Consider the following 18,780-nt stretch of genomic DNA (forward strand, 5'->3'; position numbering starts at 1 on the left):
CCATGGACTCCGCGAGCATGCCCACGTCACCACCCGACGACGTACGCACCACCGCACCCGGGAGCAGGGCGCTGGCCACCGAGGCCGTGCACGCCGGCCGCGACGACCTCGCCCGCCAGGGACTGCACGCCCCGCCCATCGACCTGTCCACCACCTACCCGTCCTACGACAGCCGCGGCGAGGCCGCCCGCATCGACGCCTTCGCCGCCACCGGCGCCGACCCCGACGGCCCGCCCGTCTACGGGCGCCTCGGCAACCCCACCGTCGCCCGCTTCGAGACCGCCCTCGCCCGGCTGGAGGGGACCGAGTCCGCGGTCGCCTTCGCCAGCGGCATGGCCGCGCTCAGCGCCGTGCTCCTCGTACGGGGCTCCATGGGACTGCGGCACGTCGTCGCCGTACGCCCCCTGTACGGGTGCAGCGACCACCTGCTGACCGCCGGGCTGCTCGGCTCGGAGGTGACCTGGACCGACCCGGCCGGCATCGCGGACGCACTGCGCCCGGACACCGGTCTGGTGATGGTGGAGTCCCCGGCCAACCCCACGCTGGCCGAACTCGACCTGCGGTCCGTGGCCCACGCCTGCGGTTCCGTACCGCTCCTCGCCGACAACACCTTCGCCACCCCCGTACTCCAGCGCCCCGCCGAACAGGGCGCCCGGCTGGTGCTGCACAGCGCCACCAAGTACCTCGGCGGGCACGGGGACGTGATGGCCGGGGTGGTGGCCTGCGACGAGGAGTTCGCGGGGAGGCTCAGGCAGGTCCGGTTCGCGACCGGAGGCGTGCTGCATCCGCTGGCCGGCTATCTGCTGCTGCGCGGCCTCGCGACCCTGCCCGTCCGGGTCCGGGCCGCCTCCGCGACCGCCGCCGAGCTGGCCCGGCGCCTCGCCGCCGACCCGCGGGTCGCCCGCGTCCACTACCCGCGCATCGGAGGCGCGATGGTCTCCTTCGAGGTGCACGGCGACCCGCACGAGGTCATCGGCCGCGTCCGTCTGATCACTCCGGCCGTCAGCCTCGGCAGCGTGGACACGCTCATCCAGCACCCGGCGTCCATCAGCCATCGCATCGTGGACGCCGACGACCGCCGGGGCGCCGGGGTGAGCGACCGGCTGCTGCGGCTGTCGGTCGGGCTGGAGGACGTCGAGGACCTGTGGGCGGACCTGGACGGGGCGCTGGGGGAGCGGGCGGAGGCGATACCGCTGCGGGAGGCGCTGGCGCGGACGGAGTGACCGCGCCCGCACCGGCCTCCCGTCCTACTCCTTGCCGATCCGCTCCCCGTGCCGCAGCCGGGCCCCGGCCCGGGCCGGGGCGTCGAGGCGGGCAGTGATCACCAGGGTCCCCTCCTCGATCTGGTAGTCGAGGGGGAGGCCCAGCCCGCGCATCGCGGCGACCATGCCGGTGTTGGACGCCTGGGTCACCGCGTACACGCTCTCGCAGCCCGTCTCGGCGGCCATCGCCACCAGCCGGCCCAGGAGTTCGGCGCCGATGCCGCGGCGCTGCCAGGCGTCCTCGACGAGCAGCGCGACCTCCGTCTCGTCCCCGTCCCACAGCAGATGGCCGAGCCCGACGATCCGCCCCGACGCGGTCTGCACGGCGAGGGTCCGGCCGAAGCGCGGGCTCAGCAGGTGGTTCAGATAGCGGTCCGCGTCGCCGACCGGGCCGTGGTACCGCATCCCGAGCGTGCGCGCCGAGCACCGCTCGTGCATCTCCTTCGCCGCCCGGAGGTCACCGGTGTCGGCCCGGCGGACGGTGATGTTGCTGCCCTCGGGGAGGGTCAGTACGTCCTGTCCGCGCGGGATGCGCGGACCGAGCCGGGTGTCCAGATCGACGAGCGCCCGTGCCCGGGCGAACTCGGCCGGGGTGAACGGCAGATACGGCCGCTCCACGCTGATGACCCCGCCCTCCGGCGCGCGCAGCCGCAGCACCGTGTCCTCGAGCGCGCCCTCCGCCGGCACCCCCTCCGGCTCGCCCCCTCCGGCCGGCGCGGGCAGGGACCGGATCGTGCACCGGCCCAGCAACTGCCGCAGCGCCAGCGGAAGTTCCGCCGCATCATGAGCCGTCCGGGCCGCGAGCCCGAGAACCCGGGTCGGCGCATCCACCAGGTCGTGGGCGTCGGCCCGCTCGATCCAGGTGTCCGTGCCGCCCGCCGACGACACCACCCGGGTCAGCTCGGACCCCGGCAGCTCGCCCGGGGCGCGCAGCAGGAATTCGTCCACGGTGCCCTCGGCCAGGGGATGCGTCTGCAGGCTCAGGATGTCCACCCGCCGGTCGGCGAGGGCCGTGCACAGCGCGGCCAGCGACCCGGGAGCGTCCTTCACCGTCGTCCGCATCCGCCAGAGCGCGCTCTCCCCGGCGTCGGCCGGCACCTCCCCGGCCCGGTCGGACGGCTGCCCGGCCTGCCGTTCGGCGGACGGCGGCCGGGCGCCGGTATCCTCCCTCGGCGGGGCGTGCCCGTGGCGCCGTGACCACCAGGTGTGGAACCCCGCCGTGGCGATCAGGGCGCCGGCCGAGACGGCCAGCAGCGCGGGTCCGTCCGGCCCGTGCCCGACCAGGTTCGCCACCGCGTCCGCCACCGCGACGGCGGTGAACAGGGCGGCGAGTTCGATCACATCACGTCGCCAGTGGTGCACCGGGCGACCGTGCCGTGCACGCGTCACATCAGACATTTCTCGACTCATGCAGCCACTGTGAAGGAACGGTGTTGCGTGATCACGAACGCTTTGTGACCGATGGGTAAAGAACCCTTCGGGGTATTTTGTTGCTTTTTCTACCAGTGCTCTGCTAGGCGGCGACCGCCGTGTCCGTCAGCGCGCTGCGCAGCCGGCGGGCCTGGGTGACCAGTCGGGACGAGCCGCGCCGGTCCGCCGCCCGGGCCAGGTGCGGCAGTTCGCCCCGGGCACCCGTCCGCTCCACGCACTCGGCGGCCACCGCCAGCAGATCCCCGAGCCCGCGGGACGACGGCAGAGTCCCGTCGGCGGCGAGGTCGGCGAGCAGGACGGGCAGGGTGTGGCGCAGCACGCTCCAGATGGTGGCGTTCGCGTCCGTCGCCGCCGCCGTCCGTACCGATTCGGCGAGCCGTACCGCCTTCACCGCGCCGCGGCGCACCAACTGCCCGAGGTCCGCGCCCAGCAGGCCCGGGTCGAGCCGGCCGCGCGCCGCCAGCACCAGCAGGGCGTCCACGGCGGCGAGCCGGTCCTCCGCGTGCCGCGCCCCGAGTCCGTAGGCCACGCACAGGTGGACGGCCTCGCCCGCCACGCCGTCCGTCTCGGCGAGCTGCGGCAGCACCGCGGCGGCACCCCGGGCGTCGTCCACGGCCACCGCGGACAGGTCCCGCAGTATCCGCGCGGCCACCGGCTCCGGGCGTTCCGGCAGCAGGGCCGGCCAGTGCTGCCGTATGTCCGCGTTCCAGTGATGGCAGTACCAGCGCTCCCGGAAGACGCTCACCGGGCGGCCCAGCACCCGCAGCGGTGCGGGCAGGCCGTCCTGCACATCGGGAAGCTCCCCGAGCTCGATCAGGACCCGCGGTCCGCAGGTCCGCCGGGACACCGGCAGGGCGGGCCCCTCGGCGGTCAGCCACCGGGCGAGGCGCGCCCCCTCCTGCGTGCCGAGCCCCACCTCGCCGCCGTCGAGGCCCGCCTCCAGCACGTCCAGGCGTGCGTACACCCCGCCGCAGCCGGAGAAGGACTCGAAGCGCAAACGGTCGCCGTTGCCCGTCACCACAGGGTCCGGCGAGGCGCGCAACTGGGGCTGGAAGTACCGCGCGGCGGCCACGTCGGCCACCGCGAGCAGCCCGGCGGACGCCGTGCGGGGCGACGTCAGGAAGCCCGCGAAGAAACGCGGGTGGTCCACGGCGCCGGAAGGCGTCGCCCCCTGGGAGGTCTCCAGGCCCAGGCGCCGTCCGGCCGCCGAGGACTCCAGCACGGAGGGTCGTCGATAGGCCACGGCCTGCAAGGATCGCGTCATGCGGAAAACCGTAGGACCGACCACTGACAATCGGCTGTGACCTGCGAAGAGGCTCCGTGAAACGGGGAGTTGGAGCCAGGAGCCGGGGCCGCGCACCGGGGGATGACGCCGGTGCGCGGCACACCGGACAGGTTACGGGACTACTGGCCGACCCGGCCCGGCTGGAGCACCTTGGTGAACAGCACCGTGCCGTCCTGCTCGCGCAGCCGCACCGTCATCTCGCCGCTGTCGCCGTCGATGTCGACCTCGCCGAAGAACTGGTACCCGCCCGCCGGCGAGACGTTGGAGGCCGTCGGCGCCTTCACGAACACCCGCTCCGGGCCGAACGTGCCGTCCAGCGCGCTGGCCGGGAACGCGCCGGCGTTGAGCGGGCCGGAGACGAACTCCCAGAACGGTTCGAAGTCGGTGAACGCGGCCCGCTCCGGCCGGTAGTGCTGGGCCGAGGTGTGGTGCACGTCGGCGGTCAGCCACACGGTGCCGGTGATCCGCCGGTGCTTGACGAACCGCAGCAGCTCCGCGATCTGCAGCTCACGCCCCAGCGGAGCGCCCGGGTCGCCCTGCGCCACCGCCTCGAAGTTGGGCCTTCCCTCGGTCCCGTCCGGCACGACCAGGCCGATCGGCATGTCGGCGGCGATCACCTTCCACACCGCACGGGAGCGCGACAGCTCCCGCTTGAGCCACTCCAGCTGCTCGCGGCCCAGGATGCCCTGCGGGTCCACCGTCTGGTCGTCGGGCGAGTTGGCGTTGCGGTACGTGCGCATGTCCAGCACGAAGACGTCCAGCAGCGGCCCCTGGCGCAGCACCCGGTGGACGCGGCCCTCGCGCGCGCCCGGCCGCAGCGTGGAGATCGGGAAGTACTCGGCGAACGCGCGCCGGGCCCGGGCCGTGAGCACGTCCACGCTCTTCTCCGTGTACCGGCTGTCCGTGTCCGCGATGACCTGGCCCGGGTACCAGTTGTTGCGCACCTCGTGGTCGTCCCACTGGACGATCGACGGGACCCGGGCGTTGAACCGCCGCAGGTTGTCGTCGAGGAGGTTGTACCGGAAGTTGCCGCGGAACTCGGCCAGGGTCTCGGCGACCTTGGACTTCTCCTCGGTGGTGATGTTGCGCCAGGTGCTGCCGTCGGGCAGCGCCTGCGTCGACGCCATGGGGCCGTCGGCGTAGACGTTGTCGCCGCTGCACAGGAAGAAGTCCGGGTCCAGCCGGCCCATCGCGTCGTAGATGCGGTAGCCGCCGAGGTCCGGGTTGATGCCCCAGCCCTGGCCCGCCAGGTCGCCCGACCACACGAAACGCACCCCGTCGCGCCGGCGGACCGGCACCGTGCGGAAGGTGCCGGCGACGGGCTCCCCGGTGCGGCGCGGGTCGTCCGGGTCGGCGAGCAGCACCCGGTAGTGGATCTGCTCGCCGGGCGGCAGACCGCGCAGCCGGGTGGTGCCCGTGAAGTCCGTGTCCGGGCCGAGCAGCGGGCCCTGCCATCTGCGCGGGTTGCGGAACGACTCGGTCGCCGACGTCTCGACGACCATCCGGGCCGGCCGGTCGGACCGCACCCAGACCAGTCCGGAGTGGGAGGTCACGTCTCCCGTCTGTACGCCCCAGCCCGCCGCCGGCCGCCCGGAGCGGGCGAACGCCGGCGCCGCCCCGAGGGCCGTGGGCAGGGTCAGGGCGGCCGACGCGGCGAGGGTTCCGCGCAGCACTCCGCGGCGACCTGGGAACGTACGGTGTGACATCGAGGCGCCTCCAGAAACGAGATCCGGCCAGTGTGCAGTGCCAGACCTACTGGTGCGGCGCGGCGCCCACGGAAACCCCGGGTGAACAACTGACCGAAACGGCCTCGGCCATCAGCCGTACGCCCGCCCGGATCCGGGCCGGCGTCAGATGCGCGTACCCCAGCACCAGCCGTACCTCCTCCGCCGTCCCGTCACCGCCGCCGGCCCCGTGCCCGTACTCCGTGAGCGGGCGCACCGCGATCCCGGCCGCCGCCACGCGCGCGAGGAAGTGCTCCTCGGAACCGTGGCACCGGGGCAGCGCGGCGATGACGTGGAGTCCCGCCGCGATCCCGGAGACCCGCGAGCCGGGAAAGTGCTCCGCCAGCGCGGCGACCAGCGCGTCGCGGCGCTCACGGTAGGCGCGCTGACAGCGGCGCAGCTGACGGTCGTAGTCGCCGCGCTCCACGAACCGCGCGAAGAGCGCCTGGTCGAGGGACGGATGCCCGAGGTCGATGGTCCGCTTGCGCTCGACGACCTCGTCCGCCAGCGACTCCGGTACGAGCAGCCACCCCAGCCGCAGCCCCGGGGCGAGCGACTTGCTGACCGAGCCCGCGTAGGCGACGTGTTCCGGGTCGAGCCCCTGGAGCGCGCCCACCGGGGCCCGGTCGTAGCGGAAGTCGCCGTCGTAGTCGTCCTCCAGGATCAGCCCGTCCACGGACCGCGCCCAGTCCAGCAGTTCGGCGCGCCGCCGTGCGGAACAGGCGATGCCCGTGGGGAACTGGTGGGCCGGTGTCGTCACCACGGCCCGCACGCCCGAGTCCCGCAGCGGGCCGACGGCGAGTCCCTCGTCGTCCAGGGGCAGCGGCACGGCCGTGACGCCCGCCGCCGCGTACAGGGCGGAGTGCTGGGGGCTGCCCGGGTCCTCGACGCCGACGGTGCGCATCCCGCGCGCGTGCAGCACGAAACCGAGCAGCGCCGTCGCCTGCGCCACCCCGGAGACCACCACGATCCGCTCCGGGTCCGCCACCACACCGCGACGCCGGGCGAGCAGCTCGGCGAGCGCGGTCCGCAGACGCGGCAGCCCGCGCGGATCCGGATAGCCGAGGCCGTCGTGCGGCAGGTCCGTCAGCACCTCCCGCTGCGCGGCCGCCCAGGCGGAGCGCGGGAACAGCGCCAGGTCCGGCGTCCCCGGGACGAAGTCGACGCGGGCGCCGCAGGAGCGCGGGGCGAGATCACGCGCGCGCGGGCGGGCGGCCCGTACCGCGTCGCCCACCCACGTCCCGGCACCCCGTCCGCTGCGCAGATAGCCCTCGGCCGTCAGCTGTTCGTACGCCTCCGTCACGAGTCCCCGCGACACGCCGAGGTCGCAGGCCAGGTCCCGGCTCGACGGCAGCCGGGTGCCGGGCGCGAGCCGCCCCGAGCGGACCGCTTCCCGCAGAGCCGCCTGAAGAGCGCGGCCACGCGCGCGTGCCGGTGCCGCCGCGGCGGGCAGCAGCAGCTCCCATGCGGCGGTCCGGTCGTCGGAGCCCGGACGGCCGTCCGGACCCGTCGGTGCTGATGTCATGAAAGCAGTCCCCCCGCGGGTCGTGTCGGCCCGATCGCCCCTACTTTACGAGGGGTTGCACCCACTGGCGCGTAAACAGGAGTGACAGACCACAGCGAGGGGGCAGGCTGATGTCGGGCCCCGGAATCGTACGCGCAATCCTGGAGCGCCCGTGGACGCCAAGAACCGATTCGAGACGAAGGCCACCTTCGCTCTCTCCCGACTCGAATGGATGGGATTTCTGGCCGTTTCGCTCGTGCTCGCCTTCCAGCACCGCACAGAAATCCGCTGGGGCGTGTTCGTGCTGCTGTTCGCGGTGATCGACGTCATCGGCTACGTCCCCGGCGCCATCGCCTTCCGGCGCAGCCCGGACAAGCGAGTACCACGCCGCTACTACGTGGCCTACAACGTGATGCACAGCCTGGTCACGGCAGGCGTCCTGGCCGGGGCGTGGGCGCTGTTCGTCCGGCCGGAGTGGGCGCTGCTCGCGCTTCCCATCCATCTCATGGGCGACCGGGCGCTCTTCGGGAATTCCCTCAAACCCTTCGGTGTCGCCTTCGAACCGGAAACCACTCCGGCGTTCCGCGCTTTCGAGCAGCGGTACCGCACGAAGGAATTCGACGAAGGCGTCCCGCGGACTTCTGTGGAGGGCACCGATGCCGTCCGTGCTTGACACGCTCGCCGCGCACAGCGACAACCCCAGTTCCTTTCTCGCCCTCAACAGCGGCAACGAATACTTCCACGACGACCGGTTCGAGGGCACGTGCGCCTATCGCGCCTCGGGGCGTTATGTCCTGCAATTCGGCGGCCCCTTCACCGCTCCCGAACACCGCGCGCCGCTCCTCGACGCCTTCGCCGCCCACGCCGGACGGCGCCTGGTCGCGGTGCAGTTGCAGCGGGCCGACGCCGAGCTGTACGCGGCGCACGGCTTCACCGTCAACCAGCTCGGGGCGTCGTACGCCGTCGACCTCGGCCGCTTCACCCTGCGCGGCTCACGGTTCGTCCGGTTGCGGAACAAGATCTCACGGGCCAGGCGCGCGGGTCTGGAGGTCACCGAGGTCCGCCCCGACGACGACTGCGACGAGCTGGACCGGATCGACCAGCGCTGGCTGCGGGACAAGGGACGGCACGCCAAGGAGCTGCGGTTCCTCGTCGGCCAGCGCACCGGGCCCCTCCAGTCGCACCGCCGCCTGTTCGCCGGCCGGATCGACGGCGAGGCGGTCGGCTACATCAACTACTCCCCGGTCTACGGCAGCCGCCCCGGCTGGCTGCACGACCTCAGCCGGCGGCGGCCCGACGCACCCCCCGGCGTGATGGAGGCGCTCAACGCCACGGTCATGGACCGCCTGATCGACGAGGGCGCCGGCTGGCTGCACTTCGGGTTCACCCCGTTCACCGGCCTCGACCCGCAGCACGAACTGCCCGACGCGAGCCGCCTGTTCTCCCGCTTCGCCCGGATGCTCGCCGAGCGCGGCAGCGCGATCTACCCCGCGGCCTCCCAGCTCGAGTACAAGGAGAAGTGGGCCCCGCACGCGGTCCTCCCGGAGTACATCGCCTTCCGCGGCAGGCCCCGCCCCGGCGCCGTGTGGCAGCTGCTGCGCGCCACCAACGCCGTGTGAGCGACCGCCCACACACGCCGTTCCGCACCCATACCGTCCAGGAGGACCGCACGCCCATGAGATTCCTCGAACGCGAGCGCACCACCCTCGCCAAGCTGCTGCCGGACCTGGATCCGGCCCTGCGCGAGACGCCGATGATGGAACTGGAGCGGCCGGGCAGCCCGGGCATCCGGCTGTTCCGGGACAGCGGCGGACCGGGACTGCTCGTCCCCGAGTCCCACCAGGGCCGGGGAGCCACCGCGCTGGACGCGCTGCGGGTGCAGCGCGCGATCGGCAGCCGCTCGCCGTCCCTCGCGGTGGCCACCAGCATGCACCACTTCTCCATGGCCACCCTGGTCGGCCTCGGCGGCCTCGGCGACGGCCTGGAGTGGATGCTGATCGAAGGCGTGGCGTCGACCAACCGCATCATCGCCTCGGGGTTCGCCGAGGGCCGCAGCGGCGCCGGCATCCTGGACCCGTCGATGACCGCCACGGTGACCGAGGACGGCATCCGCGTCAACGGCGTCAAGCGGCCGTGCAGCCTGGCCCGGTCCATGGACGTGCTCACCGCCAGCGTCATGATCCCGCGCGAGGACGGACAGGGCGAGGAGCTCGCCGTCGCCCTCGTGCCCGCCGAGAGCGACGGGCTGAGCGTCAGCGGCTTCTGGTCCAGCGCCTTCCTGGCAGGCGCCGAGAGCGAGCAGGTCACGCTCACCGACGTCCTCGTCCCGCCGGAACTCGTCCTGCGCACCGCCACGACCTCGGGCGAGCGGCTGGACGAGCTGCAGACGGCCGGGCTGATCTGGTTCCAGATGCTCATGACGGGCAGCTACCTCGGCGCGGCCGGCGCCCTGGTGGAACGGGTGCTGCTCAACGACCGGATCCCCGAGCACGACCGCGTACGCCTCTTCCTGGAGACCGAGGCCGCGGCGGCCACCGCCGAGGGCGTCGCCCGCCGGGTCGACGCGGGCGACCTCGGCGAATCCGCGCTCGCCCAGGCGCTGTACGTGCGCTACGGCGTCCAGGACGCCATCGCCCGCATCGTCCCCCGCGCGGTCGAACTGCTCGGCGGACTCAACTTCATGACCTCCGACGAGGTGGGCCACCTGGCGGCCTGCGCCAACGGACTGTCCCTGCACCCGCCGTCCCGCTCCCGGATGACCGGCCCGTTCTCCGCCTACCTGGCGGACCGGCCGCTCGCCGTCGCCTGACGGCCCCGGACGCGTACCCCCCACCCTTCACGGCAGCCGAGACCAGCTGGGGAGAGCCAGCCATGACGCGAAACGTCCCACGTCCCACCGTCCTGCCCACACCGCTGACCGTCCCGCGCCAGGACCGTCCCACCCTGCTGCTCTCCGGCGGTTCCGGAGTGCTCGGTCGGGCCCTGATCGACGAACTGGCACCCGACTTCGACCTGCTGTGCCTGCGCCGCTCCAGGCCGCTGGACGATCCACGGGTGGCCGAGATCGAGGGCGACCTCCTCGCCCCGCGCCTCGGACTGAGCCGCCAGGAGTGGTACGAGCTCGCTCTCCGGGTCGACGTCGTACTGCACTCCGCCGCCCAGACCAACTGGCGCACCCCGCCCGAGGAGATCCTGCGGACCAACGTCCTCGGCACCGACACCATGCTCGACCTGGCCGCCCGCGCCGACGCCCCCCTGTACCTGGTGAGCACCGCGTTCGTCGCGAACACGCCGACCGACGAGGACGAGGAGCGCTTCCCCGGCGCCGCCGCCTACCTCAACTCCAAGATCCGGGCCGAGCGGATGCTGCGCGAAGCGGGCCTGCCCGGCGCCGTCGTGCGCCCCTCGGTCGTGATGGGCGACTCCGTCTCCGGGCGGATCGCCGGACAGCAGGGCCTGACCAAGACGATCGGCTCGATGGTCCTGGGCCAGGTGCCGGTCCTGCCCGGTGCCCCCGAGGCCCGGGTCGACATGGTCCCGCAGGACTACGTCAGCCGAGCCATCGGCGACCTGATCCGCGGGGGCGTGGGCAGCGGGGAGTACTGGCTCACGGCCGGCAAGGAGGCCGTCGCGCTGAGCGAGATCGCCGACACCTGCGCGGAGTTCGCCGTCCGCCGTGGCCTGCCCCGCCCGCCGCGCCCCCGGCTCATCCCCGTCGAGGCGGTGCACCGGCTGCTGCTGCCGATGCTGGAGGGCACCTCGCTGCCCGGCTCGGTGCGCCGGCGTTTCGAGCACTACGCGGAACTGCTGCTGGTCTTCCAGCGCGAACTGCCCCTCGACTCCTCCCTCGGCGCCCCCCACTGCGGCACCCGCCCGACCCACGCCGAGATCCGTGCCGCGCTCATGCGCAACCTGGAGAGCTGGGCCGAGGAAAGGCCGGGACTGCTGAGCCGGCACCGTATGCACGCCGCCGCCGCGACCGCCACGGAGGTGGCGTCGTGACCCTGTCACCCCCTCCCGCCCGGACCGAGGCCCAGCCCGCGCGGGCGACCGCCGGCACCGACGTCGTCGACCTCTACCTCAGGCACATCGGCTCCGGCCGGGCCGTGATGGGCCGGGTCATGGGCGGCATGGCCGAAGTGCGCTCCGAGGGCGCCTGGATCCACGCCGACGACGGCCGCCGCTTCCTGGACTTCGGCGGCTACGGCGTCTTCATCCTGGGCCACCGCCACCCGGCCGTCGTCGAGGCGGTGCACCGCCAGATCGACACCCACCCGCTGGCCAGCCGCGTCTTCCTCGAACCCGTCGCGGCTCGCGCCGCCGAAGCCCTCGCCGCGCACACCCCGCCCGGCCTCGACTACGTCCACTTCGTCAACTCCGGTGCCGAGGCGACCGAAGCCGCCCTCAAGCTGGCCCGCGCGCACGGACGCAACTGCCTGATCACCACCCGCAAGGGCTTCCACGGCAAGACGCTCGGCGCCCTCAGCGTCACTGCCAACGCCACCTACCAGACGCCGTTCGAGCCACTGCTCCCGGACGTCGTCCAGGTCGAGTACGACGACCCCGCCGATCTGGAACAGGCGCTGGCCGCCCGCTGCGACCGGGCCTGTGTCGTCGTGGAGCCCGTACAGGGCGAGGGCGGCGTCCGGATCCCGCGTCCCGGCTACCTCGGCCAGGTCGCCGCACTCTGCCGCGCGTACGGCGCCCTGCTCGTCGTCGACGAGATCCAGACCGGCATGGGCCGCCTGGGCACCTGGTGGGGCGTCGACGCCGAGGACGTGCGCCCGGACATCCTGCTGACCGGCAAGGGGCTCAGCGGCGGCGTGGTGCCCGTCGCCGCGATGACCGCCACCGCTCAGGCGTACGCCCCCTTCAGCCGCGACCCGTACCTGCACACCTCCACCTTCGGCGCGTCCCCGATCGCCTGCGCCGCCGCCCTCGCCACCGTACGGGTGATGGAGAGCGAGGACACGGTGGCCCGGGCGGCGGCGCTCGGCGGGCGCATCCTCGCCGGGGTCCGGGCGGTGTGCGCGCCCTACGAGGGCGGCCTGGTCCGCGAGGTGCGCGGCCGGGGCCTGCTGATCGGCATCGAGTTCGCCCGGGAACAGGCGGTCGGTGAACTCCTGCTGGAGATGATCGCCCGCGGGGTGCTCGTCAACCACTCCCTCAACTCCACCCGCGTGCTGCGGCTGACCCCGCCCGCCGTCGTCGAGGACGCCGCTCTCGACCTGTTCCTCACCACCCTCGCCGAGGCCCTGCGCAGCACGGCCGCCCGAGTGGCCGGGTGACCCACCGTCCGGAAACAGACCGGGAAGGAACCGACAACCCCATGCGCCACGTGGCTCTGCACGCAATCGCCGACGGACTGGCACCGGCCGAGGTCTACCGACGCATCAGCGACTTCGGCCGCTATCCCGAGTACAGCGACACGTTCCGCGAGGTCCGCGTCGAGCCGCCGCAGCCCGACGGCTCCACGGTCTCGGACTGGACCGTGGAGTTCCGGGGCGGCCTGATGCGCTGGCGGGAGCGCGACACGTACGCACCCGAGACCCACAGCCTCACGTTCGAGCAGCTCAGCGGCGACTTCCAGACCTTCGAGGGAAGCTGGCGCTGCGAGGCGCGGGACGCAGGCACGCTCGTCGTCTTCACCGCCTCCTTCGATCTTGGCATCCCGACCCTGGCGGAGATCCTCGACCCGGTGGCCGAGTCCACCGTACGGACCAACATCGCCCGCATCCTGAAGGGCCTGGTCGGCGCGGAGGTGATCGATGAGTGCGCGGCTGCGGCTCGTGGCTGACCGGACGGCCGCCGGGGCACCGCCCCCGCCGGCCGCCGATCCGCTGCGCGAGGAACCCGGTCCGGGCGCCGCCCGCTGCCTCGGCCTGTACGCCAAACTGGCCGCGGGAGTGACCGTCGTGACGGCGCGGGGCGAGGACGGCCCCCTCGGCATGACGGTCTCCGCGGTCACCTCGCTGTCCGCGCGCCCGCCCCTGCTGCTGGCCTGCCTGCGCGACGGCTCCCGCACCCTGGCCGCCGTGCGCGCCCACCGGGCCTTCGCCGTCCATCTGCTGCGCGAGGAACAGCAGGACCTGGCCGCCCGGTTCGCGTCCCCGACGACCACCGCCGCCGAGCGGTTCGCCGGCACCGGCACCCGGCACGTGCTCGGCGTGCCGGTGCTCGCCGGGGCCCTCGCCTGGTCCGTGTGCCTGACGGAGGACGTGCGCCGCTACGGCGACCACCACCTCGTGGTCGGCCGGGTCGCCGCCGTGCACGTGGGCGGCGGACGTCCGCTGCTGTGGCACGACCGCCGGTTCGGGTCCCTGTCCGAGCCGGTCCCGGACGCCGCCGGATGACCAGGCCGCCGGCCGGAACGCCGTACTGGGATCCGGCGGAACTGCCGCCGCAGCCCCAGCTGCACGGCGTGGTCACCGCGGACGTGGCCGTCGTCGGGGCCGGTCTGGCCGGCCTGGCCTGCGCCTACCACCTGGCGGAGCGCGCTCCGGGGCTCGACATCGCCGTGGTCGACGCCCAGCGTCCGGCCGCCGGGGCCAGCGGCCGGGGCACCGGCCTGCTGGGGCCCCGGGCCGGACCGGCCGTCGACCGCGCGGTGCGCCGCTTCGGCCCGCAGGCCGCCCGCCGGATGCACCTGGCCAGTGTGCGGGCGGTCGAGGACGTCCTCGACCTGTGCACGCGGCTCGACGTGCCGTGCGGGCTGCGGGCCGGCGAGCAGCTCATGGCCACGCGCTCGCCCGCGGGCCTGGTGGCACTGGCCCGCCAGGCCCGCGCCCACCGCGAGCTGGGCCTCGACGTCCCCGTCCTTACCGCGGCCGGCGTCCGCGACCGGGTCGGCGTCCCCTACACCGCCGGGCTGCTGTACCGCCCCGCCGCCACCCTCGACCCCGCCGCCCTGACCGGCGCCCTCGCCCGCGCCTGCGCCGCCAAGGGCGTCCGGTTCTACGGCGAGAGCCCGCTGCTGGCGGTACGCCCCGGCGACCTCGTGGGACCCGAGCTGGTCTTCCCGCACGGCCGCCTCTACGCCGGACAGGCCGTGCTCGCCGTCAACTCCGCCGCGCAGGCGGTCGGACTGCCGGTCGGCACGGTTCTCCCACTGGAGGTGTACGCCCTCGCCACCGCACCGCTCGGCGCCCCGGCGTACGAGGCGCTGGGCGGCCGCGCCGGACACGCCGTGGTCGACGCCGTGCCGATGGCGCCGTACTTCCGGCTGCTGCCGGACGGGGGAGTGGTGGCCGGCGGCGGCACCGCCACGGTGCCGACCGGACTCGGCCCGCCCCGGCTCCAGGCCCTCCGCGAACGCGCGTGGGGCTGGCTGGAGCGGTGGCTGCGGTCGCTGCACCCCGGACTCGCCCGGGTACGGGTCACCCACCGCTGGTCCGGGCGGATCGGCATGACCGGCGACGACCTGCCGGTGGTCGGGCCGGTCCAGGGCTTCCCCGACGTCTGGTACATCGGCGGCTGCTGCGGACACGGCCTCGCCCTCTCCGCGGCCCACGGCGCCCACGTGGCCGGGGCCCTGCTCGGCGAGCCCGGCCCCGGCGACCCCCTGCCCTGGCACAGGTCCAGGGCACCGCTGCTGCCCGTGCGCGGACCCGGCCGGGCCCTGCTGCGCGCGTACGTGGGCACGCTGGGCCGCGCCGCACGGCGCCGGTGCTGACGGCCGCCACGGTCCCGCGGCACCTTCCCCACCCCCGACAGAGAGGTTCCTGATGCGACCCCACCCCGGTACCGACGGCGGTCTGCCGGCGTCCCTGCCCATGGGCACCGCGGACGTCGCCTACCACCTGGCCATGGGTGGCAGACCGCTGCCCACCGGCCTCGTGTTCGGCTTCTCGGGGCGTGCCCCCGCCCTGGACGCCGTGCGTGCCAGGGTCGCCGAACGCGCCCACCGGATCCCTGCGCTGCGCTACCGCATCGCACGGGACCGCACGGCGTTCTCCCGCGTCGACCGGATCGCCGTGGAGCACCACGTGCACGAGGCATGGCTGCCCGGGGACGACGACGGCTCGGGCGCCGGACGGCTGATGCTGTCCCGACCCATGGGCGGGGACGACCGGCCGCCGTGGGACGTGTGGCTGGTGCACGGACCCACCGGCGGCCACAGCCTGTGCTACCGCACCGACCACACCTTCCAGGACGGTGTGGGCGCCGCCCACACCGCACGGGCCCTCCTCGACGACGACCCCCGGGGCGGTCCGGCGCCGCACCGCCGCGCCTGGCCCACCGCCAGGGGGCTCGCCGGTGCCCTCGGCGACGTGGCGGCGTCGCTGCGCCCGAGCGCGAAACCTGCCTTCGACCTGCCGGGCAGCGGACGGACCGGGATGTGCCAGGCGGTCGTCCCGCTCGCCCGGGTCCGCGCCGTCGGCCGCGCGCACGGTGCCACGGTGAACGACGTCTTCCTCGCCGCGCTCGCCCACGCGACGGGCACCTGGCACGCGAAGAACACCGGTTCCCCGCATCCACCGCTGCCGGTGGCCGTCCCGATGTCGGTGCGCGGCCCGGGCGAGGAGTGCGCACCGGGCAACCGCATCGTCGTCGCACGCGTCCTGCTGCCCTGCGACGCCCCGTCACCGCACCACGCCCTGGAAAGGATCAAGGAGCGCACCACCGTGCTGCGGACGAGCCGTCAGCGCGACGCCCTGCGCCTGCTGCTGACGGCCGGCCCGCGGACCGTCGGCGCCCGGGTGGGAACCCGGATGGTGCACGGCCGGACCGTGGCCGGTCCGGCGAGCAGCGTGAACTTCGGCGCGGCCCTCGTCCACCAGGGCAGCACCGCCCGGCGGGCCGTCGTCTACTCCGGCCTCGGGGCCGGTATCCGCTGCGTGACCACGCTGACCAGCCAGCACGACACGGCCTGTCTGGCCCTCATGTACGACGAGGCCCTGTCGACCGCCGACGAGCTGCCGGACCTTTGGCTGGCGGGGCTGCTGGAGCTGGAGCGGTCGTAGGCGTCACCGGTCGGGGCCCCGGGCGCGTGTCGCGCCCGGGGCCTTCGCCGCGGGGTCAGCGCGGCGGGTTCAGCGTCCCGGTCGTCAGGAACACGCACTTGGCGGCGGCCTCGCCCAGCAGCGGCAGATAGGGCGCCAGACGCTGGATCACGTACGGCAGCGTGAACAGGTCGGCCGCCCGCGCGTCCCAGCCGCGCTCCGCCCACCAGCGCTCCGGGTCGGTGAGCTGCCAGTGCCAGGCGATCCCGGTGGTGGCCAGGGCGTCGAGGAAGGGTGCCACGAACGACGACGAGGCGGCGTCGGCGTTCACGCACTCGGCACCGAGGGTGCTGCCGGGCGCGGAGAGCCCGGTGGCCGTGCCGACGACGGACTCCACCGCCTGCGGCTGGAGGTGGTAGAGCAGCGTCTCGCACAGCCACGCGGTGGGGCGGCGGGGATCGAGTCCCGCGGCGAGCAGGTCCTCGCCCCAGGACCCCGTCGGGTCCGCGCCGACGGTGGTGCGCCGCCCGCAGGACGGCGGTGCCCCGTCGAGCACGTACTCCTTGAAGGACAGCAGGGCCGGGTCATCGACCTCGAAGACGTGCACCCCGGTGGGCCAGTCGAGCCGGAAGGCCCGCGTGTCGAGGCCGGCGCCGAGCAGCACCACCTGGCGGCAGCCCGAACGGACCGAGGCCAGGAGGTGCTCGTCGTAGAAGCGGGTGCGCACCACGGCCCAGTCGGGCAGCAGCCGCTGGAGCGGACCGTCCCCCGGGGGGCCGCCGGCGAACCCGGCCGCGTGCAAGAAGTCGGCGGCCCAGGGATCGCGGACGTACGGCGTCGGCCGGCCGTGCTCGGCGGCGTGCGCGGCCGCCGTCCAGAGCGCGACCCGGGACAGACCGTCCGGCAGCGGGCCGCCCGGCGCGGGCGGCGGGGTGTGGGACCGTGCGGTGTCCGGCATGGGAGACCTTTCGTGTCGGTGGTGAGCGAGCGTCGGACGCGGGTCCGGTCAGCGGGAGCGGCGGCGGCTCAGCAGGACGGCCAGCGCCCCGAGGGCCAGCAGGCCGCCGGAGGGGCGGGTGGGACGCTGGCCGCCCATCGCGGCGGTGGTGCGCGGCTCGTGGATGTTCAGCGCGAACTGGCGGTTGGCGATGTCGGCGAGGACCCCGCGGACCTGCTCGGGGCTGGTGACGGCCGCGAGCATGGCTTCCATGGTGTTGCGGGCGAACTGGTTGCGGCCGAGGAACTCGCGGCCCAGTGCGAAGAGGATCTTCGGCACCTCGCCCTGGAACACCTCCGGCAGCGTGATCTCGGGGGCCAGGCAGCGCACCGAGCCGTCGAGGTTGGCGAAGGACTTGCCGAGCAGCGACACGGCCGGTGGCGAGCCGATGCCGCGCTTGGTCGCCTTGGCCAGCACGGTGGTGAGCGAGACGCCGAAGTTCAGGTCCTCCAGCGACAGATGGGAGACCTTGGGCACGAAGGCGGCCATGTCGGCCGTGAACGCGGGCATGTTGGACCACGGCGTCATGCGGCCCATCTCCGCCCAGTGCTGCGCGAGCCCCGCCCCGTCGTTCTGCGCCAGAGTCATGAACAGCGGCAGGAGCTGCAGGCTGGTACGGCGGTCCAGGCGTCCGACCATGCCCCAGTCGATCACCGTGGCGGGGGCTCCGGGAGCGGCGAAGACGTTGCCCGCGTGCGGGTCGGCGTGGAAGAAGCGGTGCACGAAGTAGCCGTGGTACATGAAGCGCAGCAGGTCCTTGCCGATCTCGATGCGCTCACTGTCGGTGAAGTGGCCCCGCTCGATGTGCCGCACCGACGTCCCGGCGGCCAGTGACTGGACGAGGACGCGCGGACCGGCGTGCAGCACCCGTGGCACCTCCAGGGAGCGGAAGGGCCGGATGTGCTCGCGGGCCTCGTCCATGTTGTGGGCCTCGCCGGTGAAGTCCAGCTCCGGTTCCATCGCGTCGAAGACGGAGCCCAGCATCGCCTCGATGTCGATGACCTCGTTGAACCGGGGCGCGACCCGGGCCACGATCCTGGAGGCCCGGCGCATCAGGGCCATGTCGGCGAGCACGCCCTCGCGGATGCCGGGCCGCTGGATCTTCACCACGGCCGGGCGTCCGCCGGGCAGCGTCACCCGGTAGACCTGGGCGAGGGACGCCGCCCCGAGCGGGGCGACGGTGTGGACGTCGTCGAAGCGCAGCTTCCAGTCCGGCCCGAGATCCCGCGCCAGCACGGGTTCGAACACCGAGAACGGCTGGATGTCGACCTGGTCGTGCAGGTTCTGCAGTTCGTCCCGGATCGACTGCGGCACCATGTCGGGCCGGGTGGACAGGATCTGGCCGAGCTTCACGTAGAACGGGCCGAGGCTCTCCAGTGCCTGCCGCACCGCCTTGGCACGCCGCTGCTCGGCCCCGGCGGCACCGGCCCCGGGCTCGGCCGGTGCCCCGGCGGGGGCGTCGCCCGCCTCCGCCGGGGGCCGGCCGTCCTGTCTCGCCCGTCTGCGCAGCCGCGTCGCCTGACCGACCTCGTCGACGACGAGACTTCCCAGGACCTTGACCACGAGACGCAGCCGGTCGCCGACGACAGACGCCATCGTGTGCGATCCTCCTCAGATCGGGATCCGGGTGCTTAA

The 18,780-nt window shown here is 74.1% G+C and carries 16 protein-coding genes; 10 read left to right on the top strand and 6 right to left on the bottom strand.

The annotated features are described in order from the left end of the window. The first annotated feature begins 2 nt into the window (after positions 1–2). Positions 3–1,223, top strand: coding sequence for a trans-sulfuration enzyme family protein (locus tag IE260_RS08225; RefSeq protein ID WP_189869819.1), 1,221 nt, complete (start codon positions 3–5; stop codon positions 1,221–1,223). 24 nt (positions 1,224–1,247) lie between these two features. On the opposite strand, the gene IE260_RS08230 is transcribed toward IE260_RS08225, so the two are convergent. The 4 genes from IE260_RS08230 to pdxR form a co-directional block, all read right to left on the bottom strand. Continuing rightward, the gene (locus tag IE260_RS08230; protein WP_229880540.1) at positions 1,248–2,624 is read right to left on the bottom strand and encodes a GNAT family N-acetyltransferase; all 1,377 of its coding nucleotides are present in this window, start codon (positions 2,622–2,624) and stop codon (positions 1,248–1,250) included. A 151-nt stretch (positions 2,625–2,775) separates the two neighbouring features. Continuing rightward, positions 2,776–3,957 carry a DUF7825 domain-containing protein gene (locus IE260_RS08235; protein ID WP_229880544.1) on the bottom strand — a complete coding sequence of 394 codons (1,182 nt, stop codon included), beginning with the start codon at positions 3,955–3,957 and terminating at the stop codon, positions 2,776–2,778. Between the two features lie 140 nt (positions 3,958–4,097). Further along, the gene (locus IE260_RS08245) at positions 4,098–5,684 is read right to left on the bottom strand and encodes an alkaline phosphatase D family protein (protein ID WP_189869821.1); all 1,587 of its coding nucleotides are present in this window, start codon (positions 5,682–5,684) and stop codon (positions 4,098–4,100) included. A gap of 46 nt (positions 5,685–5,730) precedes the next feature. Further along, positions 5,731–7,227, bottom strand: coding sequence for a MocR-like pyridoxine biosynthesis transcription factor PdxR (gene pdxR, locus IE260_RS08250; RefSeq protein WP_189869822.1), 1,497 nt, complete (start codon positions 7,225–7,227; stop codon positions 5,731–5,733). 151 nt (positions 7,228–7,378) lie between these two features. Between pdxR and IE260_RS08255 the strand changes: the two genes are divergently transcribed. From IE260_RS08255 to IE260_RS08295, 9 genes are all read left to right on the top strand, one after another. Further along, the gene (locus IE260_RS08255; protein WP_189869823.1) at positions 7,379–7,879 is read left to right on the top strand and encodes a hypothetical protein; all 501 of its coding nucleotides are present in this window, start codon (positions 7,379–7,381) and stop codon (positions 7,877–7,879) included. Next, positions 7,863–8,825 carry a bifunctional lysylphosphatidylglycerol flippase/synthetase MprF gene (locus tag IE260_RS08260; RefSeq protein WP_189869824.1) on the top strand — a complete coding sequence of 321 codons (963 nt, stop codon included), beginning with the start codon at positions 7,863–7,865 and terminating at the stop codon, positions 8,823–8,825. Before IE260_RS08255 ends, IE260_RS08260 begins: the two co-directional genes overlap by 17 nt. A 56-nt stretch (positions 8,826–8,881) precedes the next feature. Beyond that, the gene (locus tag IE260_RS08265) at positions 8,882–10,015 is read left to right on the top strand and encodes an acyl-CoA dehydrogenase family protein (RefSeq protein WP_189869825.1); all 1,134 of its coding nucleotides are present in this window, start codon (positions 8,882–8,884) and stop codon (positions 10,013–10,015) included. Between the two features lie 62 nt (positions 10,016–10,077). Further along, positions 10,078–11,208 (top strand): SDR family oxidoreductase, encoded by a 1,131-nt coding sequence (locus tag IE260_RS08270; RefSeq protein ID WP_189869826.1) that lies wholly within the window; start codon positions 10,078–10,080, stop codon positions 11,206–11,208. A gap of 2 nt (positions 11,209–11,210) precedes the next feature. Next, complete coding sequence (locus IE260_RS08275) at positions 11,211–12,494, top strand: aspartate aminotransferase family protein (protein WP_229880579.1); 1,284 nt, start codon at positions 11,211–11,213, stop codon at positions 12,492–12,494. A gap of 41 nt (positions 12,495–12,535) precedes the next feature. Further along, positions 12,536–13,003 carry an aromatase/cyclase gene (locus IE260_RS08280; protein WP_189869827.1) on the top strand — a complete coding sequence of 156 codons (468 nt, stop codon included), beginning with the start codon at positions 12,536–12,538 and terminating at the stop codon, positions 13,001–13,003. Next, positions 12,975–13,559 carry a flavin reductase family protein gene (locus IE260_RS08285; RefSeq protein ID WP_229880548.1) on the top strand — a complete coding sequence of 195 codons (585 nt, stop codon included), beginning with the start codon at positions 12,975–12,977 and terminating at the stop codon, positions 13,557–13,559. The genes IE260_RS08280 and IE260_RS08285 overlap by 29 nt, the downstream gene beginning before the upstream one ends. Further along, positions 13,556–14,878, top strand: a complete 1,323-nt coding sequence (locus IE260_RS08290) for an NAD(P)/FAD-dependent oxidoreductase (protein WP_189869828.1) — start codon at positions 13,556–13,558, stop codon at positions 14,876–14,878. The genes IE260_RS08285 and IE260_RS08290 overlap by 4 nt, the downstream gene beginning before the upstream one ends. A 52-nt stretch (positions 14,879–14,930) precedes the next feature. Beyond that, complete coding sequence (locus IE260_RS08295) at positions 14,931–16,169, top strand: wax ester/triacylglycerol synthase domain-containing protein (RefSeq protein WP_189869829.1); 1,239 nt, start codon at positions 14,931–14,933, stop codon at positions 16,167–16,169. Positions 16,170–16,224: 55 nt separating this feature from the next. On the opposite strand, the gene IE260_RS08300 is transcribed toward IE260_RS08295, so the two are convergent. Together IE260_RS08300 and IE260_RS08305 are read right to left on the bottom strand one after the other, a co-directional pair. After that, on the bottom strand, positions 16,225–17,106 hold the full coding sequence (locus tag IE260_RS08300; protein WP_189869830.1) for an SAM-dependent methyltransferase: 882 nt from the start codon (positions 17,104–17,106) through the stop codon (positions 16,225–16,227). Positions 17,107–17,154: 48 nt separating this feature from the next. Continuing rightward, complete coding sequence (locus tag IE260_RS08305) at positions 17,155–18,741, bottom strand: ABC1 kinase family protein (RefSeq protein ID WP_189869831.1); 1,587 nt, start codon at positions 18,739–18,741, stop codon at positions 17,155–17,157. Between the last annotated feature and the right edge of the window lie 39 nt (positions 18,742–18,780).

The organism is Streptomyces viridiviolaceus (assembly GCF_014650995.1).
In the GTDB taxonomy this organism is placed as follows: Bacteria; Actinomycetota; Actinomycetes; order Streptomycetales; family Streptomycetaceae; genus Streptomyces; species Streptomyces viridiviolaceus.